This is a genomic window from Vibrio sp. 14G-20 (genome assembly GCF_026241515.1).
Classification (GTDB): Bacteria; Pseudomonadota; Gammaproteobacteria; order Enterobacterales; family Vibrionaceae; genus Vibrio.
Genome location: NZ_JAPHPW010000001.1, coordinates 257,576 through 284,268, shown reverse-complemented (window position 1 = coordinate 284,268; position 26,693 = coordinate 257,576). Strand labels below are relative to the sequence as shown.

The following is a 26,693-nucleotide window of genomic DNA, read 5'->3' as shown; positions in this document are numbered from 1 at the left end:
GCATTCGCTAGTATTGCTCGGCCTTCAGTTAGGAGGTCGCTAGCCTTGTTCTTAAAAATAGTTTTTTGAACGGCGCTGGCTCAACAATTAGGAACATAGGTGGAAAAATGTTTACAGTTCTACTTGTGATTTACCTGTTGGCAGCGCTTGGTGTAATTGGCCTAGTGTTGATTCAACAAGGTAAAGGCGCAGATATGGGAGCCTCTTTCGGTGCTGGCGCTTCAAACACTGTGTTTGGTGCTGGTGGCTCAGGAAATTTCCTTACCCGAATGACTGCAATTTTTGCAACTACATTTTTTATCCTTAGCTTAGTGCTTGGTAATATGTCTACACATAAGACTGAGTCACAGTGGATTGACCCGACCCAAGGTCAGGTAATTCAGCAAGCTGATGATGCAGTGAGTGAAGTTCCATCGCAAGGCGATGAAATTCCACAATAATCTGTAAAGATTTGATGCCGAGATGGTGAAATTGGTAGACACGCTAGCATGAGGTGCTAGTGCCTTAGGGTGTGAGGGTTCGAGTCCCTCTCTCGGCACCATGTTTACAAACTTGTAAAACATCTTGTTGGGCGTATAATGCTCGCAAGTCGGACGCGGGATGGAGCAGTTTGGTAGCTCGTCGGGCTCATAACCCGAAGGTCGTCGGTTCAAATCCGGCTCCCGCAACCAATTTCAATGCTATTATATAGCTTGTATTGGTAGCAAGTTTGCACAGTGTGAACCTCACTGTGAGTTAAGTGTGATATCAAATATGATGACACTTAACATATAAGGGTCCAGCAACAAAAACCCCGGCTTATACGGGGTTTTTTGTTATCTAAGCATTTGTAAATGTATTTAGATAATGTTTGCTTGGAATTTAAATTGGGCTTTGAGCCCTTTTTTTGTTTCTGGAGTGGTTAAATGACTGGTTTAGAAAGACAACTTACTGAAATGCTTGACGCTCCAGTAGCAGCATCAGGTTATGAGTTAGTTGGATTAGAATTTATTCGTGCTGGTGAGCACTCAACGCTACGTATTTACATTGATTCACCAAATGGTATCAATGTAGATGATTGCGCTGAAGTTAGTCACCAAGTAAGTGCCGTAATGGACGTTGAAGATCCAATTTCAGTGGCTTATAACCTTGAAGTGTCTTCACCAGGTTTAGAGAGACCACTGTTCAAAGCAGAGCATTACCAACAATTTATTGGTCACGAGGTAAGCATCGTTTTGAAAATGGCTGTCGGCAACCGTCGTAAATGGAAAGGTGATATCCAATCTATCGAAGGCGAGACAGTGAAAGTATTGGTTGAAGGACAAGAAGAAGAATTCGTCCTGAGCAATATTGCGAAAGCTAACCTGATCCCTAAATTTTAGTTCTCCTAGAGAGAAGAGCTTAAGAGGCTAGATTAATGAACAAAGAAATTTTGGCGGTAGTAGAAGCTGTTTCTAATGAGAAAGCAGTTCCTCGTGAGCGTATTTTTGAAGCGCTTGAAATCGCGCTTGCAACAGCAACCAAAAAGAAAAGCGAACTAGAAATTGAAGTTCGTGTTGAAATCGACCGTAAAACGGGTGATTTCGAAACTTTCCGTCGTTGGGAAGCTGTTGAGGAAGTTGAATTCCCAACAAAAGAAATCTCTATTGAAGCTGCAAAGTACGATGACCCAGAGATCGAACTTGGCGGTTTCATTGAGGATGATATCGAATCAGTAACGTTTGACCGTATTACGACTCAAACGGCTAAGCAAGTTATCGTACAGAAAGTACGTGAAGCTGAACGCGCTCAAATCGTTGAGCAGTTCATCGATAACGAAGGCGAGCTAGTCACTGGTGCAGTTAAGAAAGTTAACCGTGACACCGTTATTCTAGACCTAGGTAACAACGCTGAAGCGGTAATCCTTCGTGATGACCAACTTCCTCGTGAAAACTTCCGTCCAGGTGACCGTGTTCGTGGTCTTCTTTACGCAGTTAAACCTGAAGCTCGTGGTTTCCAGCTTTTCGTTACTCGTTCGAAGCCAGAAATGCTAGCTGAACTATTCCGTGTTGAAGTGCCTGAAATTGGTGAAGAGCTAATTGAACTTAAAGGTGCTGCACGTGACGCTGGTTCTCGTGCTAAAATCGCTGTGAAAACAAACGACAAACGTATTGACCCTGTTGGTGCGTGTGTTGGTATGCGTGGTGCTCGTGTACAAGCTGTTTCTAACGATCTTGGCGGTGAGCGTATCGATATCGTTCTTTGGGACGATAACCCGGCTCAATTCGTAATCAACGCTATGGCTCCTGCTGACGTTGCATCTATCATCGTTGATGAAGATGCACACTCTATGGATATCGCTGTTGAAGCGGATAACCTAGCACAAGCGATTGGCCGTAGTGGTCAAAACGTACGTCTAGCTTCTCAACTAACGGGTTGGGAACTGAACGTGATGACTGTTGCTGATCTCGAGAAGAAGCACCAAGAAGAAGCTGTTGCTTCTATTGAAAACTTCATGAAGCACCTAGACATCGAAGAAGACTTTGCTCAAATGCTTGTTGAAGAAGGCTTCTCTACGCTTGAAGAAGTAGCATACGTTCCTGTGAACGAGCTTCTTGAAGTAGACGGTCTAGACGAAGGTATCGTTGAAGAACTACGTAACCGCGCAAAAGACGCACTGACTACTCTAGCGCTAGCGAAAGAAGAAACTTTCGACGGTGTTGAGCCTGCTGAAGACTTACTTGCACTTGAAGGTCTTGAGCGTGAAATGGCTTACAAGCTAGCAGCAAAAGGCGTTGCGACATTGGAAGACCTAGCTGACCAAGGCGTTGATGAACTAGAAGGCATCGAAGATCTAACTGCAGAGCGTGCAGGCGAGCTAATTATGGCTGCGCGTAACATCTGTTGGTTCGGCGACGAAGAATAATTCAGCAAGGAGAGAAAGCGGTATGACACAATTAACAGTTAAAGCACTGAGTGAAGAGATTGGTACGCCAGTTGACCGCTTAATTGAACAACTTGCTGATGCAGGCATGAAGAAAGCAGGGTCGGATCAAGTGACTGATTCAGAGAAGCAAACATTGCTAACGCACCTTAAAAAGGAGCACGGCGATACTTCAGGCGAAACAGAACCGACTCGTTTAACTCTTCAACGCAAGACCCGCAGCACGCTAAGTGTTGCCGCTGGAGGCGGTAAGAGTAAGGATGTTCAAGTAGAGGTACGTAAAAAGCGTACTTACGTGAAGCGCAGCACTATTGAAGATGAAGCGAAACGTGAGGCTGAGGAAGTAGCTAATCGTGAAGCGGAAGAGAAAGCACAACGCGATGCTGAAGAGCAAGCGAAACGTGATGCTGCAGAGAAAGCACAGCGCGAAGCCGAAGAAAAAGTAACACGTGAAGCGGATGCAAAACGTGATGCTGAAGAGAAGGCTCAACGCGCACAAGCTGAAAAGGCTAAAAAAGACATGAATTCAAAAAATGCAGACGCTAACGCACAAGCGAAAAAAGAAGCGGATGAACTTAAAGCTCGTCAAGAGCAAGAAGCAACTCGTAAAGCAGAAGCTGAAGCAGCTAAGCTTGTTGAAGAAGCTCGTAAGTTAGCAGAAGAGAACCAAGAACGTTGGTCTGAAGAAGAGAAGAAGAAGAAAGAGCAAGAGAAATCTGCGGATTACCATGTGACTACTTCTACTTACGCTCGTGAAGCTGAAGATGCGGCAGATAAGAAAGATGAGAAAGCACCTCGTCGTCGCAAGAAGAAAGCAGCTCCTGCTAACCAACCTGCAAACAACCGTGGTGGTCGTAACCAACGTGGTCGTGGCGGTAAAGGTAAGCTTGCTAAACCAACTTCAATGCAGCAAGGCTTCGATAAGTCAGCAACTGTTGCTAAATCTGACGTTGCTATCGGCGAAACTATCGTTGTTTCTGAACTGGCTAGCAAAATGTCAGTTAAAGCAACTGAAGTTATCAAAGTAATGATGAAGATGGGCGCTATGGCGACTATCAACCAAGTGATCGACCAAGAAACAGCACAACTTGTTGCTGAAGAAATGGGTCACAAGGTAATCCTACGTAAAGAAAATGAACTTGAAGAAGCAGTACTAGCTGACCGTGATAGCGATGCTATCGCTGAAGGTCGTGCTCCTGTTGTTACTATCATGGGTCACGTTGACCACGGTAAAACTTCAACACTTGATTACATTCGTAAAGCACACGTTGCTTCTGGCGAAGCTGGCGGTATCACGCAGCACATTGGTGCTTACCACGTAGATACTGACAACGGCATGATCACTTTCCTTGATACTCCTGGACACGCGGCGTTTACCGCTATGCGTGCTCGTGGTGCTCAAGCGACAGATATCGTTGTACTTGTAGTTGCAGCAGACGATGGCGTAATGCCACAAACAATCGAAGCAATCCAGCACGCGAAAGCGGCAGGCGTTCCTCTGATTGTTGCTGTGAACAAGATCGATAAAGAGGGTGCAAACCCAGACAACGTTAAGAATGAGCTAGCTCAATACGACGTTATCCCTGAAGAATGGGGCGGTGAGAACATCTTCGTTCACATCTCTGCTAAACAGGGTACAAACATCGATGGTCTTCTAGAAGCAATCCTTCTTCAGTCTGAAGTTCTTGAGCTTACAGCGGTTAAAGAAGGCATGGCGTCTGGTGTTGTTGTTGAATCTCGTCTTGATAAAGGTCGCGGTCCAGTTGCAACAGTACTAGTACAGTCTGGTACTCTGAACAAAGGCGACATCGTTCTTTGTGGTCAAGAGTACGGCCGTGTTCGTGCAATGCGCGATGAGAACGGCAGAGACATCGAAACTGCAGGTCCATCTATCCCTGTAGAAATTCTAGGTCTTTCTGGCGTACCTGCATCAGGCGACGAAGCGACTGTTGTACGTGATGAGCGTAAAGCACGTGAAGTTGCGAACTACCGTCAAGGTAAATTCCGTGATGTTAAACTAGCTCGCCAACAAAAAGCGAAACTAGAGAACATGTTCGCGAACATGACGGCTGGCGAAGTTGCTGAGCTTAATGTTGTACTTAAAGCTGACGTTCAAGGTTCTGTAGAAGCGATTGCTGACTCTCTACTGAAACTGTCTACTGACGAAGTTAAAGTGAACATCGTAGGTTCTGGTGTTGGTGGTATTACTGAAACTGACGCAACTCTTGCTGCAGCTTCTAACGCTATCATCCTTGGTTTCAACGTTCGTGCTGACGCAACTGCGCGTAACACGGTTCAGAACGAAAACCTAGATCTACGTTACTACTCAATCATTTACCAACTGATTGACGAAGTTAAACAGGCGATGGGCGGTATGCTTGCTCCTGAATTCCGTCAAGAGATCATTGGTCTTGCACAAGTTCGTGACGTATTTAAGTCGCCTAAACTTGGTGCAATCGCTGGTTGTATCGTTACTGAAGGTACGATTAAGCGTAGCAACCCAATCCGTGTACTTCGTGAAAACGTTGTTATCTACGAAGGTGAACTAGAGTCACTTCGTCGCTTTAAAGATGACGTTCAAGAAGTTAAGAACGGTTACGAGTGTGGTGTCGGCGTTAAGAACTACAACGACGTTCGCGTTGGTGACCAGATCGAAGTATTCGAAATCGTTGAGGTTAAACGTACTCTAGACTAATCAGTCTGTACGACTCGACATATTGACTAAGGTTACTAACATTACTAGTAAAGGTAATAAGTAATCGGTTGTTGAATACACCATGGGGGGCTGGTAATTACCAAGCCCCCCATCTTTCTAAGTGAGAAAAGAAAATGTCAAAAGAATTTAGCCGCACACAACGTGTGTCTCAGCAGCTTCAAAAAGAGCTTGCGCTTATCCTACAACGTGAAGTTCGTGACTCACGTATTGGTATGGTAACTATCTCAGACGTAGAAGTGTCTCGTGACCTTGCTTACGCAAAAGTGTTCGTGACTTTCCTATGTGTTGGTGAGCAAACACCTGAATCATGTCTTAAAGCTCTTAAAGAGCATGAAGTGCCAGTTCGTATGGCTCTTGGTAAGCGTATTCGCCACCGTCTAACGCCTGAAGTTCGTTTTACTTACGACAACACCCTAGTAGAAGGCATGCGTATGTCTAACCTAGTGAGTGAAGTTCTGAACGACGACAAGCGTAAGCAAGAAGAAGCTGGCCGCACTGACGAAACTCAGTCTAAGGGCGAAGAGTAATGGCTCGCCGTCGTAAAGGTCGCCCTATCAACGGGGTAATTCTATTAGATAAGCCGACTGGCATTTCGTCTAATGATGCACTGCAAAAAGTAAAGCGTATTTACTTTGCAGAGAAGGCAGGGCACACCGGTGCTCTGGATCCTCTTGCGACTGGCATGCTGCCAATTTGTCTTGGTGAAGCAACAAAGTTCTCTCAGTTTCTTCTAGATTCTGATAAGCGCTACGTTGTTATCGCTAAGCTTGGTGAGCGTACCAATACCTCTGACTCTGACGGTGAAGTGGTAGAGACACGTGATGTTAACGTAACTCAAGAACAACTGGAGCGTTGCATTGCGAGCTTCAAAGGTGAAACCGACCAGATTCCATCAATGTTTTCAGCATTGAAGTATCAAGGTAAGCCTTTGTATGAATACGCACGTGCAGGTATCGAGGTTCCTCGTGAGTCTCGTAAGATCACTGTGTACTCTATTGAACTGCTTCGCTTTGAAGGCGATGAAGTTGAAATGGAAGTGCATTGTTCGAAAGGCACATACATCCGTACAATTACCGACGATCTTGGTGAGATGCTAGGTTGTGGTGCTCACGTGACCATGCTTCGTCGTACTGGTGTTGCAAAGTACCCGTATGAACGCATGGTTACCTTAGAACAGTTGAACGAAATTCTAGAGCAAGCACAGGCGCAAGAAATTGCCCCGAAAGAGCTGCTTGACCCACTGCTGATGCCAATGGACACTGCCGTTGAAGACTTACCAGAAGTAAACCTGAACGCGGAACTGACTGACCTAGTTCAGCACGGTATGCCAGTTCAGGTTGCTGGTGCGCCTACTGAAGGCACGGTTCGCATGACAAGCGGCGAAGAGAAGCTGTTTGTCGGCGTTGCTCAGATTGCTGAAGATGGCCGAGTTGCACCTAAGCGTTTGGTTGTTTTCAGAGATGAAGAACCACAAGCTTAGCGCTTAAGTCGAATCAGATAGTAGCTGTTCGTGTTTAAAGCGATCAAATAATTCAGAAAGCGGGCTCTTAAATTAAGTGGCTCGCTTTTTTAGTTTTTAAGATGTTCGATTGTTATTGCACCAATTCATAAACTTCCCTATAATCCTCGGCTCGCGTAGCGGCTGAATCAGAGATTGGCTGCTACAAATATAAACTTACTCTTATCAGGAGAGATTTATGTCTCTGAATGCAGAAACTAAAGCAGCAATCGTTGCAGAATACGCACAATCTGAAGGCGACACAGGTTCACCAGAAGTACAAGTAGCACTACTTACTGCTTCTATCAACCACCTACAAGGTCACTTCAAAGCGCACAAACACGATCACCACAGCCGTCGTGGTCTACTACGTATGGTTTCTAGCCGTCGTAAGCTTCTTGATTACTTGAAAGGCAAAAACCTTGCTCGTTACCAAGACCTAATCAAGCGTCTAGGCCTACGTCGCTAATAGCGATGTCTGCAAAGACAGTTTGAAGAAAAGGAGCATTTATGCTCCTTTTTTTGTGCCTGTAAGAAAATGCTAGGCTGGATGGTCAGAATATCATCTGGCTTTTTCTGATAGGAAATATATCTCCTAATAAAAATAGTTTATACTACGCCCGCCTATCGCGTTTTCAGCGTTTGGCAATCAACCTCTCAAGATATTACAGTCACAGATGTCGGCCAATAGGTCGCGACTATTCAAAGGCGGATTTGGTCCTAATTCGGCGTATGAACTCATACAAAGAGTCACCATCCTAAGTCCCTTTTCACTAGTCGCGATTGGTAATGTCTTGAGTCATTATTCACTTAATCTAAAGTCTGACTTTAGAGCTAAGGATATACAATGTTTGAAAAACCAGTTGTAAAATCGTTCCAGTACGGTAACCACACCGTTACTCTAGAAACGGGCGTAATTGCACGTCAAGCTACTGCTGCTGTAATGGCGACTATGGACGATACATCAGTATTCGTTTCTGTTGTTGCTAAGAAAGAAGCAGTTGCAGGTCAAGACTTCTTCCCTCTAACAGTTAACTACCAAGAGCGTACATACGCTGCGGGTAAAATCCCTGGTGGTTTCTTCAAGCGTGAAGGTCGTCCATCTGAAGGCGAAACACTAACAGCTCGTCTGATTGACCGTCCAATTCGTCCACTTTTCCCAAGTGCGTTTAAAAACGAAGTTCAAGTTATCGCTACGGTTGTTTCTATCAACCCTGACGTAAACCCAGACATGATCACTATGATCGCAACGTCTGCTGCACTTGCTATCTCTGGTGCTCCATTCAATGGTCCTATCGGTGCTGCACGTGTTGGTCACATCGACGGCGAACTTGTTCTTAACCCATCAAATACTGAGCTTGAAAACTCTAAACTAGACCTAGTTGTGTCTGGTACAGAAGGCGCAGTACTTATGGTTGAATCTGAAGCCGATAACCTATCTGAAGAAGAAATGCTTTCAGCGGTTGTTTACGGTCACGACCAACAACAAGTTGTAATCAAAGCGATCAACGAATTTGCAGCTGAAGTTGCAACTCCATCTTGGAACTGGGAAGCGCCAGCAGTTAACACTGAGCTTAAAGCTAAAGTTGCTGAGCAAGCTGAAACTCGTCTATCTGACGCGTACCAGATCACTGAGAAAATGGCTCGTTACGAGCAAGTTGGCGCAATCAAGAACGACGTTGTTGAAGCTCTAATTGCACAAGATGAAAACCTAGATGAGCGCGAAATCCGCGGCATGCTTGGTTCTCTAGAGAAAAACGTAGTACGTAGCCGCATCATCGCTGGCAACCCACGTATCGATGGCCGTGAAAAAGACATGGTTCGTGCGCTAGACGTACGTACTGGTGTTCTTCCACGTACACACGGTTCTTCTCTATTCACTCGTGGTGAGACTCAAGCACTTGTTACTGCAACGCTTGGTACGCAGCGTGATGCTCAAATTATCGATAGCCTAATGGGTGAGAAGAAAGACAACTTCCTTCTACACTACAACTTCCCTCCATACTGTGTAGGTGAAACTGGTTTCGTTGGTTCTCCTAAGCGTCGTGAAATTGGTCACGGTAAGCTTGCTAAACGTGGTATCCAAGCAGTAATGCCTTCTGTTGAAGAATTCCCATACACAGTTCGTGTTGTATCGGAAATCACAGAATCTAACGGTTCTTCTTCAATGGCTTCTGTATGTGGTACATCTCTAGCTCTTATGGATGCTGGTGTTCCAATCAAAGCTTCTGTTGCGGGTATCGCAATGGGTCTTGTTAAAGAAGGCGACGATTTCGTTGTTCTTTCTGACATCCTTGGCGACGAAGATCACCTAGGTGACATGGACTTTAAAGTAGCAGGTACTAACGCTGGTATCACTGCACTTCAAATGGACATCAAGATCGAAGGTATCACTAAAGAGATCATGCAAATTGCTCTTAACCAAGCGCAAGGTGCACGTAAGCACATCCTTTCTGTAATGGATGAAGCTATCTCTGGTGCTCGTGAAGATATCTCTGAATTCGCTCCACGTATCCACACAATGAAAATCAGCTCTGATAAGATCAAAGATGTTATCGGTAAAGGCGGCGCAGTTATCCGTGCTCTTTGTGAAGAAACGGGTACTACAATCGAAATCGAAGACGATGGCACAATTAAGATTGCTGCTACTGAAGGCGCAGCTGCTAAAGAAGCTATCCGTCGTATCGAAGAGATCACAGCTGAAGTTGAAGTTGGCCGCATTTACCAAGGTAAAGTTGCTCGTCTAGCTGACTTTGGTGCATTCGTTACTATCCTTCCTGGTAAAGATGGTCTAGTACACATCTCTCAAATCGCTGACAAGCGCGTTGAGAAAGTGTCTGACTACCTAACTGAAGGTCAAGAAGTTCCTGTTAAGGTTCTTGAAATTGACCGTCAAGGCCGTGTACGTCTAAGCATGAAAGAAGCAGTTGAAACGCCAGCTGAAGGCGAAGCACCTGCTGCTGAGTAATTCTCAGTGTGTCGATGGTGATATCGCTTTTTAGTGATTTCTAACCTATCGTCAACAAAGCATGTTATAAAGGGGAGCATATCGCTCCCCTTTTTTATTGCGGTCATAACAGGAGTAATTATTTGTGAAATGGTTTCAAACCGCGAGTATGTGTTTACTGCTTGTACTAACAGGTTGTGCGACAACATCAGATAACACCTCACGTTGGGTTTATCCACCGATGGCTGTGCCACTGCAACCAAGCGTTCAGCAAGAAGTTCAAATTGCACGTCTTAGTCAGTTATTACAGCGCCCAGATTTGAACGATGAAGTTCGAGCTAAGATGCTGTTTGAACGTGGTAACTACTACGACAGTGTTGGCCTACGTGATCTCGCGCGCCTCGACTTCAACCAATCTCTTTCATTGAACCCTGCTCAACCTGATATCTTCAATCTTTTGGGTGTTTACTTTACGCAGGTAGGGGAGTTTGATGCGGCTTATGAATCTTTTGATTCAACGTTAGAACTTGATCCTGCAAACTCTTACGCAGAAAGAAACCGCTCTATCGCGCTTTACTATGGCGAGCGTTACGACTTAGCCAATGAAGAGATGATGAAGCACTATGCCGATGATCCTAGCGATCCGTTTCGCGCCCTTTGGTTGTACATCATTCAGCATGAACTAACGCCAGAGCAAGCTAAGCTTGATTTGCAAAAACGTTATGAGAGCCGTGATGAGCAGTGGGGTTGGGTATTAGTCGCGATTATGCTTGATGACATTACTGAAGAGCAGGCTTTCAAGGCGATATTAACCGGTACTCGTGACAACACGTTACTTGCGCAGCGCCTAACAGAGACGTACTTCTACCTTGCTAAGCGTTACCACATGAATGGTGACTACGCGAATGCGATCTCTTTGTACAAGTTAGCGGTTTCTTTTAACGTGTATGAATACGTAGAACACCGTTACTCTTTCTTAGAGTTAAGCCGTATCTTCACCACGCTTAAAGCCGAGCACTTAGCGCAAGTTAAGCTGGCTGAGGCCGAAGAAGAAGCTAACGCTAAGTAAACAACACATTTTGATTCCGAAAAGCCGCTGCCTGTCAGCGGTTTTTTCATGCTCATTTTTTATGACCTTCATCCCGTTTTGATTGCTTTTTATTTAAACAATACTAGAATAGTTAGCCTTGCTAACTAAATGCCGTTCTTTGATTAGGTGAGTATGCTGAACCAGAATTTAGAAAAGATTGAGCGCTTCGCCTCTAAGATATGGCGAACTCAGGTAAATGAAGATCCTATTTGCCAATTGAGCTTCAATGAGTATGACTATTTGAAGGTCATTCAAGCCTCTCCTGAACCGATCCGATTGACTGATCTTGCGATTGAGATGCAGGTGACCAAGCCTTCAGCAACCACTATGGTTCAAAGGTTAGAGAGAAAGGGTCTTGTTGAACGTGAAGCTTCGCTCGAAGATGCGAGGTCTAAGTTGGTCGTACTGACCAGTAAAGCTGAAGTCGGCTTAGAAGAAGAAAGTAAGATCTATCAGGTCATGGCACAGATACTGGAAAGTCGTTTGTCTGAGCAAGAATCTCAACAGCTAAACCTATTATTAAATAAAGCTTTGAAGTAAATAATTTAGATATTTAGTTAGCCTTGTTAACTAATTTTTCGAGTCATGTCTTGTTGATATGCGACTCACAAATGAAAGTAGAGTAAGAAATGAGTAACTCAATTAGTCGCCAGTTTTGGCGATACACAATCCCTACCGTGGCGGCCATGTTGGTTAATGGCCTGTACCAAGTGGTGGATGGCATTTTCATTGGCCGCTATGTGGGGGCTGATGGACTTGCAGGTATCAATGTTGCGTGGCCTGTGATTGGTTCGATTCTCGGTATTGGTATGTTGGTGGGTGTGGGTACAGGTGCGCTTGTCTCAATTCGCCAAGGTGAAAAAGATGCCCAAGGCGCTAAGCAGATCTTAGCAACGGGCTTAACCTTGTTGTTAGCGATAACGCCTATTGTCTCTGCATTGCTGTTTTTGTTTTCTGATAACTTCTTGCTTTGGCAAGGCGCTGAAGGGCGAGTATATGAACTTGGCCTGCAGTACTTACATATCCTAATTGGTGCCAGTGTCTTCACGTTAGGTTCGATCGCGATGCCGTTTCTACTGCGCAACGATGACAGTCCGAACTTAGCGACGATACTGATGATTGTTGGTGCAGTGATTAACATCGTACTCGATTACCTGTTTATCGCTCTTTATGGTTGGGAGTTGATGGGCGCAGCATTAGCAACAGCGATTGCCCAGTTTGTGGTAACGGGCCTTGGCTTGGCTTACTTCTTCTCACGTCGAGCAAACCTACGTTTACGTTGGAATGAGTTGAGACTGAAGCTGGATGTGATTCCACAAATCTTCGCGATTGGTACATCAAGCTTCTTTATGTACGCTTATGGTTCGATGATGGTGGCGCTGCACAATGCGTTGTTCTCTCAATATGGCGACCAGTTGATGATTGGTGCTTACGCGATTTTGGGCTACATCGTGACGGTTTACTACCTCACGGCTGAAGGTATCGCCAACGGTATGCAACCATTGGTGAGCTACAACCATGGTGCGCGTAACCAAGCGAACATCCGTAAGTTACTTAAGATTGCGATGCTGAGTTCAGTATTGATTGGTGTGGCGTTTGTGTTGCTTCTCAACGCGTTCCCACGTGAGTTTGTGTCAGTCTTTAACTCGGACGAACCACAGTTAGTAGAGTACACAGTGTTGGGTATTCGACTACACATGTTTGCATTGGCGCTGGATGGTTTCTTAGTGGTAGCGGGTGCTTATTACCAAGCGGTAAACAAGGGCAGCAAGGCGATGTTTGTGACGATAGGCAATATGCTTATTCAGCTGCCTTTCTTGTACATCATGCCTAAGTTGTACGGTGTGCCGGGGATCTGGATTGCGTATCCACTGTCTAACATTGCGTTAAGCGTGGTGGTGATGGTGATGCTCTACAAAGACGTAAAGAAGCTCGATGCTTCACCGATGGAAACGGTGACGGCATAGGTCGCTTCTATTAAGTCGAACTAAAAAGGTCTAGCGAATGCTAGACCTTTTTTGCATCTGTAGCTGATAGGTTTAATTATCGAACTAGATGTTTTTTACGTCTAAACCTGCAAGTTGATGCCAGTAACCATTACATTGGCGGCTTTCAATCTTCATCGGGTTTTGACCTTGTTCGTTAGCTCTGAAGTTATTAATTTCAGAGAAGGTATCGATGCCTAGCGGGCTTAAACGAACCACATCAACCAAGTCGTGCATGTTGGGTAAATCATTCACTAGGTTGTAGCAGTAACCCGATTGGGTCTGGATACCGTTAAGGTTGAATACCGATTGGCCTTCTTGGCTCTCGACCTGTAGTCCGGTTGGGTATTTGATACAGCAGGTTTCACAATCGTCTTTCGCTTTATTTTCTGCACGAGCCGTAAAGCAGCGTGCTGAGTAAGCAAGAGGCAAGTAACCGTGGCTAAATACTTCGACTTCGAACTTGTTACGAATATTGAGCTCTTCACACTGTGTCATGACGTTGCTTAGCCATTCACGAGATAGCTCAACCGGCATACACCAACGTGTCATGCCTTGCTTCAAGAACAGGTTCAGCGTGCGCGCGTTGTAGGTGTTTACTGCTGGGCCGACCACGAAAGGTACTTTGCTTTCGCTTGCCAGTTGAATAGCAGACACGTCATTGGCTTCAATCGCGAAGTCACCGTTATCTATGTACTTCTTCATGATGTTGACTTCGCTTGGCGCTTCCAACAATGCCATGGTCGACAGCACCACTTGCTTACCTGAAGCAGACAGCTCTTTAGCGATGTCCATCCAGTGTTTCGCTTTCATCTCACGACGTTTTGAGCATACGGCTTCACCTAAGTAGATGATATCAGCAGAGCTTGATTTCGCTTGCTCATAGAAGCTTTCAACGTCTTGTTTTGGCCAAAAATAAAGTAGAGGGCCTAATGCGTATTTCATTGAGTTCTCCATTTGGCTCTATTGCCATTTACGGTGATAAGCGCCAAGCGTGGTTTGTGTACCTTCTGATACATTCGCCAGTGTCGCATTCCAAGCTTGTTCCACTTGGTATTGTTCTGGGTTCGCTAAGTAGCGATCGATAGCTGCGCGCCACGTACGGGTGACTTGTTCAACATAAGCAGGGCTGCGCTGGCGACCTTCAATCTTCACCGAGGCAACATTTGCTGCGAAAAGCTCAGGCAACATGGATAGCGTGTTGAGGCTCGTTGGCTCTTCAAGTGCGTGATAGCGCTTACGTTCACCATCGATCTCGGCTTCAAAACGGCCTTTACACAACGTTGGGTAACCAGCGTTTTCACCTGCTTCATACTTATCTATAAGGATTTCGTTTAAGCGAGACTCTAAGCCGGTTTCTGTTTCTTGCCAGCGAACATATTTCGCCGGAGAGCAAGCTCCAACGGTATTGGGTGATTCGCCAGTCATGTATGAAGAGAGGTAACAACGACCTTCTGCCATGATACACAAGCTACCAAAAGCGAATACTTCAAGGTCAACGTCAGAAGTGATATTACGAGAAAGCTGTTTGACCTGATGAATCGACAACACACGCGGCAGTACGACACGCTTAACGTTGAAGTTTTTATGGTAGAAGTCGATAGCCGCCGCATTGGTCGCAGATGCTTGCACTGATAGGTGCAGTTCTAGATCTGGATACTTATTTGCTGCGTACTCAAGTACCGCGATGTCTGCGATGATCAGCGCATCAACACCCAGTGCAGCAGCATTGTCTACGGCATTGGTCCAACGGTCGAAGCCATTTGGGTGAGCAAAAGTATTTAAGGCAACATGAATTTTCTTGTTGTGGTCATGCACATACTGCACAGCACGATCGAGCTTTTTACCCGCAAAGTTCAGGCCTGCAAAGTGTCGGGCATTGGTATCGTCTTTGAATCCGATATAGACAGCATCCGCACCACAATCAATAGCGGTTTTCAAAGCAGGTAAGTTACCCGCTGGGCATAAGAGTTCCATTTGCTCACTACCAGTAGAATTAAGTTGAAGCGAGCATTTTATGAAGAATTATGAATGACGGAATTGATGTAAGGCAGGTTTAGATGGATAAATCTGCTTTTACTCCGTTTGAGGTACTGACGAGTAGTAGTTTTATGTGTTGGTTTAGCTTTCGGAGGATGACGTATTCGAATCTTCTAATTAGTTCTTATGACGGCGGTTTTGTGCGAACAGCTCTTCGACGTCTTGTTTTGGTTGAGGACGATAGAAGTGGAAACCTTGAATGGAGCTACAGTTGAGGTTCGATAGCAGAGTCGCTTGCTCACTGGTTTCGACACCTTCTGCAACCACGGTTAAATCGAGAGACTTGCCAAGGTTAATGATGTTTTCAATCACAGTGATTTGCTTTGGTAGCGTATCGATATCAGAGATAAACGCACGGTCAATCTTAAGTTCATCAATAGGGAAGCGAGCTAAGTAAGACAGCGATGAATAGCCTGTACCAAAGTCATCGATGGACAAGGCGAATCCTAATCTCTTGATAGCGTTTAGCATTTGTAGCGTGTGTTCGCTGTCACTCATCACAGCACTTTCTGTCAGCTCAAAAGTAATCGCGCTTGGATCAAGCTCTGTTGAACGGAGTAGCTTTTCAACGTAATCAATTAGCTTTGGATTACCAAACTGCTCTGGAGACAAGTTGATCGCCACTCGACCAGGCAGGATACCTTGCATCTTCCAACGCTTAACTGTCGCAAATACTTCACGCATTACCACACGACCAAGCTGTTCGATAAGACCTGCACGTTCCGCGACTGGGATGAATGCAGCAGGGCTGATGTAGCCTTCAACTGGGTGCTTCCAACGAACCAGAGCTTCTGCGCCGTTGATGGTGAAATCACGGGCATTCACTTTCGGCTGATACCAAACCTCGAGTCCATTTTGTTGCAGTGCTTTTTGCAGCTCTATCTCAAGCCACAGTCGCATACGCGCTTCTTTGTTCATTTGTTCGTTGAACTTAATCAGACGATTACGACCACGATCTTTGGCTTCATACATTGCTGTGTCTGCATTTTGCAGCAAGATACGAGCATCAGTACCATCTTGAGGAAAGCTCACGCTACCAATCGAGCAGGCCAAGCGCTTGCTAAAGTGGTGAAGATCGAAGGGTTGATTGATCAGGGAAATGATCTTTTCAGCGAGCATTTCAGGTGTTCGCTGATGTTCAGGTTCTGGCAGGATAATACCAAACTCATCCCCGCCTAAATGCCCAATCACGGCCTTACGAGGCAGCAAGCGTTTAAGACGCGAAGCGACCTCTTTAATCACCTTGTCACCGATGTGATGACCCAGTGAGTCATTGATATTCTTAAAGTTATCAATGTCTAAGTAGAGCATCACCACCGGCGTGTCGTTGTGGATGAACTGCTCAAGACGCTTAGTAAAGCCAACTCGGTTGTAGAGCTTAGTCAGTGCATCGATATAGGCATCTTCACTGTTTGCCGGTGTATATTGTTTTGCGGTTTCTTGTGCGTCTTGGATAAGCACCAGCTGAGTGTTGCTTCCAAGAACGGTGGTGGAGTCGATGTTGAGCTGAACCTTACGTTCAAAGCCGCATCGGGCACCCGTTAAGCAAACCAAACCAGACTCAGAAATAATAGAGCTGAGGTTATTATTGAAGACTGTTTTGGTTTGTTCATCGATAAATAGGCGTCCCAATTCTTCACCAATTAACTCTGTGGTTGAGTTAAAGCCAAGCAAGCGCGCCGCTGCTGGGTTGGATGACAAGATGTAGTCACTTTCAACGAGCAGTAATCCATCTGGAAGTAGTTGAGATAGTTTGTGGAATTTGGCTTCGGACTCTTCTAAAGAACGGACAAGTACTTGGTTTTCTGAAGTGTCGAAGGCGTGAAAGACGATGTAGTCGGTTTTGTTGCCATTGGTAAGCGGAGATAGGCTGAAATGAAGGCTGGTATCGAGGTCAGTTTCGTTGAGGGTGACTTCGGCCTCAATCGTTTCGCCACTGAATGCACGCTCATAGTAAGGCTTGAGATGTTGGTAGAACTGTTCGCCCAATGTTTGGCGGTCATTCATGCCTGCAAGCTCTGTTTGACTCAAACCAGCAATATCGCAGTAACGCTCATTTACCATAAAATAGTTATGTTGAGCATCAAGTACTGCAAAAAAGAACGGACTATTTGCAGTTAGCTGGGTAAACCAATGTTGTAGTTGCTGGGGAGGCATCAAAGTACTACCAATTCTCCAAGAGCTTGAATATTCACTATCGATAAATATTTATTACTTTTTGTGTGGCTATCGATATTTACCTGTGAGTGCAGCGATCCGCTGTAATTCTCATTACCTGAGTTACTATAACTGTGATTTTCAGGATATTAAAGGTCGAGTATCAAACAGAAGTTAATTTGATACATAACAGTAACTGAGATCTCAACATCATCTATGATGCATTCCATATTATTGACAAAGTTACGGATAAGTCACGTGATAAACAAGATTCGCACTCAACTAGTTCAAAATGCCGCATCAATTTTGCGATCTCCAGTCCAGTTATTGCCTAGAACTGTACAAAAAAGAGCCTTGTTGGAGGCGCTTAAGAATGTCTTTAAGGAAGCTTTAGAGGACGGTGACTTTGAGTTTTTAGAAGACAAATGGCTGAAAGTCGCAATAAAAGATATGGGGTTAAGTTGGTGTATTAGCTACAAAAATGAGCAACTGGTTGTAGCTGACAAAGAGGTGGCTGAAGATGTAAGCTTTAGCGGCAATCTTAACGATCTTGTGTTGATAGCGGGGCGTAAAGAAGACCCAGATACGCTTTTCTTCCAACGTAGACTGTCTATTGAAGGCGATACCGAGCTCGGTTTAGAAGTCAAAAACTTGATGGATAGCGTCGATTTGGACTTATTACCGACACCTATGAAAACTTTGTTAAATCAATTAGCTGATTTTGTGCAGAAGGGGGTACAATCTCCAGATACACAAAGTGAGGTAATGAATGCTTATTCGAACTGAAGCACCGGCAGATATACTTGTCATTGATCGTTTATTGAAATCTGTTTTTGAAACAGATGCAGAAGCTAATTTAGTTATGAGCCTGCGTGAGAATAGTCATTTAACACTATCGTTGGTGGCCTGTTCAGACGAGGGTGAGGTGATTGGTCATCTGATGTTTAGCCCTATAACCTTAAATGGTCACGATCATAATTGGCAGGGCCTTGCGCCTCTTGCGGTGAAAGAAGAATATCGCAATCAAGGTATCGCCAAGTCATTAGTTGAAGATGCTTTCTCTACTTTGGTTGATTTTGGTTACCCAGCCTGCGTTGTGCTTGGTGATCCTGCTTACTACGGTCGTTTTGGTTTTAAGGCGGCGAGTGAGTTTGGTTTGAGTTGTGTTTGGGATGTACCTGAAGGTGCTTTCCAAGCGATTGAGTTGGTAGACGGTGCGTTTGCTGGACATACTGGTGAGATTGCTTACAGCCCAGAGTTCAACGACTTATAAGCTGATTTATCACGCAATAAGATACAAACTGATTTAGTCTAAATAAAGGAGCTTGATGCTCCTTTATTTTTTGTTAGTATCAGCCCAGTTCTAATAAGCTCTCTTTCAATAGAGGCAGCTTTCACAAAACTAGTTCTAACAAACTTCTGGTTTCAATAAACTTTGGCTCCAATAAACTTAAGGTTACTACCGCTAGATATGTCACAAACACACGCGCAATACCTACAAGAGATGGGCATTAGCCAATGGGAGCTAAGTCACCCAGAGCGTTTAGCAGGTTATGAATCTGAGTTGACTCATCTCTCTAACGATTGCAAGTTACTGTTGGTTTCGCCTGAAAAACCTCAGGAAGATCTCGCCGTAATGTTTGAGCGAGTACTCAAAAGTATCAAGTTCGACTTGTCTCAGGCTTTACACCTTCAACCACAACACTTGTCTACTGTGGATTTAGGTTCGGTTGAGTGGGTATGGTTTGCGGGTTGTGAGTCTGTCCAAGAACTGAAAGCTAAAACATTACAGTCACCATTACTGTCTGACATTAATGGTAATAACCAACACCGCCGCGACTTATGGCAACAAATTTGTGCTTATGACTAATCAATTACTACCAACTTCAGAACAACACCTCGACGCTATTTGGCAGATAGAACAGACCGCTCATTCTCATCCTTGGTCTGAAAACATGATCCGTGATCTTAATAGCCGTGGAGGCAGCCACCGTGTTCTAGAGGTGGATGGAGAAGTTGTTGGCTATTTCTATGCTCAGAACATTGTCGGTGAAGTGACTTTGCTGACGATAGCGGTTGACCCTAAGCAGCAAGGTAAAGGCTACGGCAAAGCTTTGGTTGAGCACTTTCTTGATATGTGTGAACAGGCTGACGCTGAAAGTGCTTGGCTGGAAGTTCGCGAAAGTAATGTGCATGCGTTTAATCTTTACGAGAAGGCTGGCTTTAATGAAGTCGACCGTCGTCGTAACTATTACCCAACCAAGCAAGGCAACGAAGATGCGATCATTATGAGCTATCTTTTTATGTCATTTAGTTAGGGCGTGTTACGTCTTTTAACCGACTAGATAACTAACCACAGAATTAGCCACAAAATAGGGTGTAAACTGACCCTTTAGAAAGTGACTCGCTTTCTGTATAATCCGCACACAGAATTCAAGGGCAAGTATTATCTACTTGCCCTTTTTACGCTTTAGATCAGCAAAGGGCGACTATGTCTTTCCAACAAGAAGTGAGCAAACGTAGAACGTTTGCAATTATCTCTCACCCGGATGCGGGTAAAACCACGATTACTGAAAAAGTTCTTTTATTCGGAAACGCAATTCAAAAAGCGGGTACCGTAAAAGGTCGTGGCTCTAACCAGCACGCTAAATCTGACTGGATGGAGATGGAAAAAGAACGTGGTATTTCGGTAACCACGTCGGTAATGCAATTCCCATACAATGATTGCCTAGTAAACCTACTCGATACTCCAGGACACGAAGATTTCTCGGAAGATACGTACCGTACACTAACAGCGGTTGACTCTTGTTTGATGGTTATCGATGCTGCGAAAGGTGTCGAGGATCGTACTCGTAAACTGATGGAAGTAACGCGCCTACGTGATACTCCAATCGTAACGTTTATGAACAAACTTGACCGTGACGTTCGTGACCCAATGGAAGTGCTTGATGAAGTGGAAAGCGAGCTAGGTATGGCTTGTGCTCCAATTTCATGGCCAATCGGTTGTGGTAAAGAGTTTAAAGGTGTTTATCACATTCATCGTGATGAAACGATCTTGTATGAATCTGGCCACGGCCATGAGATCCAAGAAGTTCGCATCATTAAAGGTTTAGATAACCCTGAACTAGACGAAGCTGTTGGCGAAGATCTGGCGAGCAGTGTTCGTGAAGAGCTTGAATTGGTTATTGGCGCATGTCCTGAGTTTGATCTCGATTTGTTCCTTGCTGGTGAACTAACGCCTGTTTACTTCGGTACAGCATTGGGTAACTTTGGTGTTGACCACATGTTAGATGGTTTGACTAAGTGGGCTCCGGGTCCTCAAACTCGTCAAGCTAACGAGCGTGATGTTGAAGCGACAGAAGAGAAGTTCTCTGGCTTCGTCTTTAAGATCCAAGCAAACATGGATCCAAAGCACCGTGACCGTATCGCATTTATGCGTATCGTTTCGGGTACTTACAACCAAGGTATGAAGATGAATCATGTTCGCACTGGTAAGAACGTAAGTATTTCGGATGCGGTAACTTTCATGGCGGGTGACCGTGCGCGAGCTGAAAAAGCGTATGCTGGTGACATCATTGGCTTGCATAACCATGGCACAATCCAGATTGGTGATACCTTTACTCAAGGCGAGAGTTTGAAGTTCGCTGGTATTCCAAACTTCGCGCCTGAGCTATTCCGTCGTATTCGTCTACGCGATCCACTAAAGCAGAAGCAACTTCTAAAAGGTTTGGTTCAGCTTTCTGAAGAGGGCGCAGTACAAGTATTCCGTCCTATGCAGAACAACGACCTGATCGTTGGTGCGGTTGGTGTACTTCAGTTCGACGTGGTTGTAGCGCGCTTGAAAGCGGAATACAACGTAGAAGCTATCTACGAAGGTGTTAACGTTGCAACAGCTCGCTGGGTTGAATGTGATGACGCGAAGAAACTAGAAGAGTTCAAACGTAAGAACCAAGCTAACCTAGCGTTAGATGGTGGTGATAACCTGTCTTACATCGCACCTACAATGGTGAACTTGAACCTAGCTTCTGAACGTTTCCCTGAAGTTCAATTCCGAGCGACGCGCGAGCACTAATTTCTCCGCGATCTATTCGAGTTTAAAAAAAACGTCTATTGTTCTGCAATAGGCGTTTTTTTATACGTTTTATTTAAGGTTTAAAGGCTGAGGTTAGAGGCAGTGATGTTGGGTTGGATAAAAGCTTGGATTGAGAAATACGATAAGTGGTGTGAGGAGCTTGGTTTAACACCTGAGAACAAGCGTAGCTGCGTGGCTTATCGTCGTGACCCTCAAGGACAACAAACAGAGAGTGGGGAAGATGACACAGCAAATAAGTGACTTTCCGCTGTTTGATACTCATTGCCATGCGGATTTTGAGGCGTTTGAGCAAGGCTTTACATGTGATCAAAGTATTGATGATTACCTAAAAGAAGCGAAACAAGCCCAAGTTGAGAAGCTGCTGATTCCTTCTATTGGTAAAAGTAACTGGAAAAAACTCGACAAAATCGCTCAATCGCACCCCAATATTTACTATGCATTAGGCTTCCATCCTTACTTTTTAGAGCAGGCCAATGACGAACAATTTTCGGAACTTCGCCAATTACTCTCTTCAAAAAACAGCCAATGTGTTGCGATAGGTGAGTGCGGGCTCGACTTTTTTGTGGACGTTGAACGAGAGAAACAAGAGCGTTTTTTCATCCAACAAATGGAGCTTGCGAAGGAGTTTGAGCTGCCTTTAATCATCCATGAGAGGAAGTCTTATAACCGACTTATTGAGTTGTTAAAGCAACACAAGTTTACCTTTGGAGGGGTGATTCACGGTTTTTCTGGGAGTGAACAGCAAGCTTTGGCGTGGATCAAGCTCGGTTTCTATATTGGCGTTGGTGGAACGATAACTTACCCAAGAGCGCAAAAAACACGCACAACCATCGCAAAATTGCCTCTTGAATGTTTGGTATTGGAGACAGATGCTCCGGACATGCCCATGTATGGAAACCAAGGAAATGTTAATCATTCCAAACATTTAGTTACGATCTTAAATGAACTTTTTTTGCTTAGAAAAGAGCCAAAGCAATCGATTGCAGCGCAAATTTGGCAAAATAGCCATCGCGCATTCGGTATATGTGAATAAAATCGAAGGTTTTTGTTTATCGTTTGCGTAAATTGCACTGAGCTTGTGATTTGGCTCACATTTGCGTGTGAATGGTACATGAATCTTCTACAAAAGTGTGAGGACGGCATTACTTTATTAGTGGTCGCATGAGTATAATTGCCCCCGCTTTATAGCCCCATTTTGTAACACGCCAATAAATAACTAATAAGGAAGTCATAAACTATGAGCCTGTTTATGAGCCTAGTCGGAATGGTTGCACTGATCGCAATCGCAGTACTACTATCTGACAACCGCAAAGCTATTAATCTAAGAACAGTGGGTGGCGCTTTCGCTATCCAATTCGCACTTGGTGCATTCGTACTTTACATCCCTTGGGGTCGTGATCTACTTGCAGGTTTCTCTGCTGGTGTAGCAAACGTGATCGACTACGGTAAAGACGGTACTGGTTTCCTATTCGGCAGCCTAGTTAACTTCTCAGTTGACGGTATCGGTTTCATCTTTGCTTTCCAAGTACTACCAACTCTGATTTTCTTCTCTGCACTTATCTCTGTACTTTACTACATTGGTGTTATGCAAATTGTAATCAAAGTTCTTGGTGGTGGTCTTCAGAAAGCTCTAGGTACTTCTCGCGCCGAGTCTATGTCTGCAGCAGCAAACATCTTCGTTGGTCAAACTGAAGCACCTCTAGTTGTTCGTCCATTTGTTCCTAAAATGACTAACTCTGAACTATTCGCAGTAATGTGTGGTGGTTTGGCTTCTGTAGCTGGTGGTGTACTAGCAGGTTACGCATCTATGGGTGTACCTCTAGAGTACCTAGTTGCAGCGTCATTCATGGCAGCACCTGGTGGTCTACTATTCGCTAAAATCATCAAGCCTGAAACAGATACGCCAGACGACAACATCGCTGACGAAATGGACGGTGGCGATGACAAACCAGCTAACGTTATCGACGCAGCAGCAGGTGGCGCATCAGTTGGTTTACAACTAGCACTTAACGTTGGTGCAATGCTACTAGCATTCATCGGTCTAATTGCTCTAATCAACGGTATCCTAGGTGGCATCGGTGGTTGGTTCGGTATGGAAAACCTAACTCTAGAACTTCTTCTAGGTTGGATCTTCGCACCGCTAGCATTCATCATTGGTGTTCCATGGGAAGAAGCAACTATCGCTGGTTCTTTCATTGGTCAGAAGACAGTTGTTAACGAATTCGTTGCATACCTAAACTTCGTACCATACGTTGGTGAAAACGCTCAAGTTGTTGCAGCAACTGGTCAAGTTATGTCTGAGAAGACTCAAGCTATCATCGCATTCGCACTATGTGGTTTCGCAAACCTTTCTTCAATTGCGATTCTTCTAGGTGGTCTAGGTGGTATTGCACCAAGCCGTCGCCATGACATCGCACGTATGGGTGTTAAAGCGGTAATTGCTGGTACTCTATCTAACCTGATGGCAGCAACAATTGCTGGCTTCTTCCTGTCTTTCTAATTAGTTAGAAATCGATATATAGACGCCATAATAATATCGCCCCGTAGCAAGAAATTGCTGCGGGGCTTTTTTGTTTTTAGGCCTAGTGATTCTTTGGCATGAGCATGAGCATAAGCATCAGCTTGAAGTCGACAATGGGTCTAGAATGTTTTTTTGAGATACAAACCGTTTGCGTTCTAAGGAGCACTACAATTTATTGATGGATACCTATAATGTATAAGCTAAAGGGATAGGATGTCTCTGTTGGCAAGAAAGTAACCTCGAAATCAACTCGAACGTTATTCTTCTGGGATTAAGCCAAAATTAGCGATACGCTATAGATGTTAGACACAACATGACTGATTTGTTGTGCCATAGACCAAACTGGTACTGTGCGGTGACAAGGATTGCAATTGGTAGCGAAAGTTATCAAGTCTTCAGGGAACCAAGTCCGTTCATTTGTGGCTACTGAGCATTACTAAAATATCCATCTATACTGGATGGAGGGCGAAGTAGTTAACTATTTGAATATATTGATCGGAGATAGAAATGAGCGATTTAAAAGCAGCAGCTCTACGTGCACTTAAACTTATGGACCTAACTACGCTAAATGACGACGATACTACTGAGAAAGTAGTGGCGCTTTGTCATGACGCGAAGACTGCAGTAGGCAACACAGCTGCAATCTGTATTTACCCTCGCTTTATCCCAGCAGCTAAGAAAGCGTTGCGTGAGCAAGGTACTCCAGAAGTACGCATTGCGACTGTAACTAACTTCCCTCATGGTAATGACGACATCGAAATTGCTGTTGCAGAAACAAAAGCAGCAGTAGCGTACGGCGCAGATGAAGTTGACGTAGTATTCCCATACCGTGCTCTTATTGCTGGCAACGAAGAAGTTGGCTTTGAGCTAGTTAAGCAATGTAAAGCAGCTTGTGGTGACATCACGCTTAAAGTGATCATCGAAACAGGTGAACTTAAAGAAGAAGCACTGATCAAGAAAGCTTCTCAAATCTGTATCGAAGCTGGTGCAGACTTCATCAAAACTTCAACAGGTAAAGTGCCAGTAAACGCGACTCCAGAGTACGCGCGCATGATGCTTGAAGTTATTCGTGACATGGGCGTTGCTAAAACAGTTGGTTTCAAACCTGCTGGTGGCGTACGTACTGCTGAAGATGCAGCACTATACCTAGCAATGGCTGATGAACTACTAGGCGCTGAGTGGGCAGACAACATGCACTACCGTTTTGGTGCTTCAAGCCTACTAACTAACCTTCTTAATACATTAGAAGTGACAGACCAAACTGCTGATCCAGCAGCATACTAATATCCCAATCGGGTGTAACAAGATTTAGTCTGTTTGATGGAGTGGCGTTAAGTCACTCCATATTACCTCTTTCCCTACAAACCATACTCACTAGAGTTTGGGAGGCACTAATGTATCTACCTCAAGAAATTATTCGCAGAAAACGTGATAACGAAGTACTGACCACAGAAGAAATTAACTTCTTCATCCAAGGTGTCGCTAAAAACACGGTTTCTGAAGGCCAGATTGCTGCATTCGCAATGGCTATCTTTTTTAATGAAATGACGATGCCAGAACGTATCGCACTAACATGTGCAATGCGTGATTCAGGCATGGTGATTGATTGGAGCCACATGAACTTTGATGGCCCAATCGTTGATAAACACTCTACTGGTGGTGTTGGTGACGTAACTTCCCTGATGCTTGGCCCTATGGTGGCAGCATGTGGCGGTTTCGTCCCTATGATCTCTGGTCGTGGTTTAGGCCACACTGGCGGTACACTAGATAAACTAGAATCTATCCCTGGTTACAACATTACGCCAACCAACGATGTGTTTGGTGCAGTAACCAAAGAAGCTGGTGTGGCGATTATCGGTCAAACAGGCGATCTAGCACCAGCTGACAAGCGCGTTTATGCGACTCGTGATATCACAGCAACAGTCGATAACATCTCGCTAATCACGGCTTCAATCCTATCTAAGAAATTGGCTGCTGGCCTTGATTCTCTAGTGATGGACGTAAAAGTCGGTTCAGGCGCATTCATGCCAACGTATGAAGCCTCTGAAGAACTTGCGAAATCTATCGTGGCAGTAGCAAACGGTGCTGGCACTAAAACAACAGCAATCCTAACGGACATGAACCAAGTTCTAGCGTCTTCAGCGGGTAACGCAGTTGAAGTCCGTGAAGCGGTTCAATTCTTAACAGGCGAATACCGTAACCCACGCTTGTTAGAGATCACTCTAGCATCGTGTGCTGAAATGCTTGTGCTGGGTAACCTAGCTAAAGATTCAGACGAAGCGCGTGAAAAACTGATGGCAGTACTGGATAACGGTAAAGCAGCAGAGTGCTTCGGTAAAATGGTAGCGGGCCTTGGTGGTCCAGTTGATTTCGTAACGAACTACGATAACTACCTAGAAAAAGCAGACATTATTAAGCCAGTGTACGCACTTGAAAGCGGTGTGGTATCAGCAATGGATACTCGTGCAATTGGTATGGCTGTGGTTGGTATGGGCGGCGGTCGTCGCGTAGCAACTGACAGCATTGATTACGCAGTCGGTTTTGATCACTTCATTCGTCTTGGCGAAGTAGCAAGTGAAGAGAAGCCATTAGCAATGATTCATGCTCGCAACGAACAACAGTGGCAAGAAGCTGCAACAGCATTACAAAATGCAATCACTGTGGGCGGAGAATATACAGCAACGCCAGACGTTTACCGTCAGATTCGTTCTGAAGACGTGTAAATAACAGGTATCGGTATACCT

Annotated in this window: 24 protein-coding genes and 2 tRNA genes; 23 read left to right on the top strand and 3 right to left on the bottom strand. The window is 44.8% G+C overall.

All coding sequences use genetic code 11. The annotated features are described in order from the left end of the window. Positions 1–107: 107 nt before the first annotated feature. From secG to OQJ75_RS01265, 13 genes are all read left to right on the top strand, one after another. Complete coding sequence (gene secG, locus OQJ75_RS01325) at positions 108–440, top strand: preprotein translocase subunit SecG (protein ID WP_017633282.1); 333 nt, start codon at positions 108–110, stop codon at positions 438–440. A gap of 16 nt (positions 441–456) precedes the next feature. After that, positions 457–541 (top strand) — tRNA-Leu (locus OQJ75_RS01320). A gap of 53 nt (positions 542–594) precedes the next feature. Continuing rightward, positions 595–671: transfer RNA gene (locus OQJ75_RS01315), tRNA-Met, on the top strand. 234 nt (positions 672–905) lie between these two features. Continuing rightward, a complete protein-coding gene (rimP, locus tag OQJ75_RS01310; RefSeq protein WP_004738265.1) occupies positions 906–1,361 on the top strand; it encodes a ribosome maturation factor RimP in 456 nt (151 codons plus the stop codon). A gap of 35 nt (positions 1,362–1,396) precedes the next feature. Beyond that, positions 1,397–2,884, top strand: a complete 1,488-nt coding sequence (gene nusA, locus OQJ75_RS01305) for a transcription termination factor NusA (RefSeq protein WP_010436132.1) — start codon at positions 1,397–1,399, stop codon at positions 2,882–2,884. Positions 2,885–2,906: 22 nt separating this feature from the next. Next, positions 2,907–5,597: a translation initiation factor IF-2 gene (infB, locus tag OQJ75_RS01300; RefSeq protein ID WP_248372674.1), complete on the top strand. Its 2,691-nt coding sequence runs from the start codon at positions 2,907–2,909 to the stop codon at positions 5,595–5,597. Positions 5,598–5,731: 134 nt separating this feature from the next. Then, positions 5,732–6,145, top strand: a complete 414-nt coding sequence (rbfA, locus tag OQJ75_RS01295) for a 30S ribosome-binding factor RbfA (protein WP_017065964.1) — start codon at positions 5,732–5,734, stop codon at positions 6,143–6,145. After that, positions 6,145–7,098 carry a tRNA pseudouridine(55) synthase TruB gene (gene truB / locus OQJ75_RS01290; RefSeq protein ID WP_017059233.1) on the top strand — a complete coding sequence of 318 codons (954 nt, stop codon included), beginning with the start codon at positions 6,145–6,147 and terminating at the stop codon, positions 7,096–7,098. Before rbfA ends, truB begins: the two co-directional genes overlap by 1 nt. A 217-nt stretch (positions 7,099–7,315) precedes the next feature. After that, entirely contained in the window at positions 7,316–7,585 is a 270-nt protein-coding gene (gene rpsO, locus OQJ75_RS01285; RefSeq protein WP_010436144.1) for a 30S ribosomal protein S15, read from the top strand. A gap of 378 nt (positions 7,586–7,963) precedes the next feature. Next, positions 7,964–10,084 (top strand): polyribonucleotide nucleotidyltransferase, encoded by a 2,121-nt coding sequence (gene pnp, locus OQJ75_RS01280; RefSeq protein ID WP_172379966.1) that lies wholly within the window; start codon positions 7,964–7,966, stop codon positions 10,082–10,084. Positions 10,085–10,208: 124 nt separating this feature from the next. Further along, entirely contained in the window at positions 10,209–11,132 is a 924-nt protein-coding gene (gene nlpI / locus OQJ75_RS01275; protein ID WP_048605659.1) for a lipoprotein NlpI, read from the top strand. Between the two features lie 153 nt (positions 11,133–11,285). Beyond that, entirely contained in the window at positions 11,286–11,693 is a 408-nt protein-coding gene (locus tag OQJ75_RS01270) for a MarR family winged helix-turn-helix transcriptional regulator (protein WP_265970573.1), read from the top strand. An 89-nt stretch (positions 11,694–11,782) separates the two neighbouring features. Beyond that, a complete protein-coding gene (locus tag OQJ75_RS01265; RefSeq protein WP_265970572.1) occupies positions 11,783–13,120 on the top strand; it encodes an MATE family efflux transporter in 1,338 nt (445 codons plus the stop codon). Between the two features lie 84 nt (positions 13,121–13,204). Here the strand turns inward: OQJ75_RS01265 and OQJ75_RS01260 are convergent, their stop codons facing one another. The 3 genes from OQJ75_RS01260 to OQJ75_RS01250 form a co-directional block, all read right to left on the bottom strand. Further along, a complete protein-coding gene (locus OQJ75_RS01260; RefSeq protein WP_176680389.1) occupies positions 13,205–14,083 on the bottom strand; it encodes a U32 family peptidase in 879 nt (292 codons plus the stop codon). An 18-nt stretch (positions 14,084–14,101) separates the two neighbouring features. Further along, positions 14,102–15,115, bottom strand: coding sequence for a ubiquinone anaerobic biosynthesis protein UbiU (ubiU, locus tag OQJ75_RS01255; protein WP_017068227.1), 1,014 nt, complete (start codon positions 15,113–15,115; stop codon positions 14,102–14,104). 180 nt (positions 15,116–15,295) lie between these two features. Next, positions 15,296–17,335: a bifunctional diguanylate cyclase/phosphodiesterase gene (locus OQJ75_RS01250; protein ID WP_248389290.1), complete on the bottom strand. Its 2,040-nt coding sequence runs from the start codon at positions 17,333–17,335 to the stop codon at positions 15,296–15,298. Positions 17,336–17,593: 258 nt separating this feature from the next. Between OQJ75_RS01250 and ubiT the strand changes: the two genes are divergently transcribed. The 10 genes from ubiT (at position 17,594) to deoA (ending at position 26,672) form a co-directional block, all read left to right on the top strand. Next, complete coding sequence (gene ubiT / locus OQJ75_RS01245; RefSeq protein ID WP_265970570.1) at positions 17,594–18,121, top strand: ubiquinone anaerobic biosynthesis accessory factor UbiT; 528 nt, start codon at positions 17,594–17,596, stop codon at positions 18,119–18,121. Continuing rightward, positions 18,105–18,608, top strand: a complete 504-nt coding sequence (locus OQJ75_RS01240; RefSeq protein WP_265970569.1) for a GNAT family N-acetyltransferase — start codon at positions 18,105–18,107, stop codon at positions 18,606–18,608. Before ubiT ends, OQJ75_RS01240 begins: the two co-directional genes overlap by 17 nt. 198 nt (positions 18,609–18,806) lie before the next feature. Then, on the top strand, positions 18,807–19,205 hold the full coding sequence (locus OQJ75_RS01235) for a DNA polymerase III subunit psi (RefSeq protein ID WP_265970568.1): 399 nt from the start codon (positions 18,807–18,809) through the stop codon (positions 19,203–19,205). Beyond that, a complete protein-coding gene (rimI, locus tag OQJ75_RS01230; protein WP_265970567.1) occupies positions 19,198–19,653 on the top strand; it encodes a ribosomal protein S18-alanine N-acetyltransferase in 456 nt (151 codons plus the stop codon). The genes OQJ75_RS01235 and rimI overlap by 8 nt, the downstream gene beginning before the upstream one ends. 173 nt (positions 19,654–19,826) lie before the next feature. After that, on the top strand, positions 19,827–21,407 hold the full coding sequence (gene prfC / locus OQJ75_RS01225; protein ID WP_265970566.1) for a peptide chain release factor 3: 1,581 nt from the start codon (positions 19,827–19,829) through the stop codon (positions 21,405–21,407). A 105-nt stretch (positions 21,408–21,512) separates the two neighbouring features. Beyond that, positions 21,513–21,668 carry a DUF5363 family protein gene (locus OQJ75_RS01220; protein WP_265970565.1) on the top strand — a complete coding sequence of 52 codons (156 nt, stop codon included), beginning with the start codon at positions 21,513–21,515 and terminating at the stop codon, positions 21,666–21,668. Then, positions 21,649–22,461, top strand: a complete 813-nt coding sequence (locus tag OQJ75_RS01215) for a TatD family hydrolase (protein WP_265970564.1) — start codon at positions 21,649–21,651, stop codon at positions 22,459–22,461. The genes OQJ75_RS01220 and OQJ75_RS01215 overlap by 20 nt, the downstream gene beginning before the upstream one ends. 204 nt (positions 22,462–22,665) lie before the next feature. Beyond that, positions 22,666–23,928 carry a NupC/NupG family nucleoside CNT transporter gene (locus OQJ75_RS01210; protein WP_017058833.1) on the top strand — a complete coding sequence of 421 codons (1,263 nt, stop codon included), beginning with the start codon at positions 22,666–22,668 and terminating at the stop codon, positions 23,926–23,928. A gap of 528 nt (positions 23,929–24,456) precedes the next feature. Next, positions 24,457–25,233 (top strand): deoxyribose-phosphate aldolase, encoded by a 777-nt coding sequence (gene deoC, locus OQJ75_RS01205; protein WP_010436196.1) that lies wholly within the window; start codon positions 24,457–24,459, stop codon positions 25,231–25,233. A gap of 110 nt (positions 25,234–25,343) precedes the next feature. After that, positions 25,344–26,672, top strand: coding sequence for a thymidine phosphorylase (gene deoA, locus OQJ75_RS01200; RefSeq protein WP_265970563.1), 1,329 nt, complete (start codon positions 25,344–25,346; stop codon positions 26,670–26,672). Positions 26,673–26,693 lie beyond the last annotated feature (21 nt).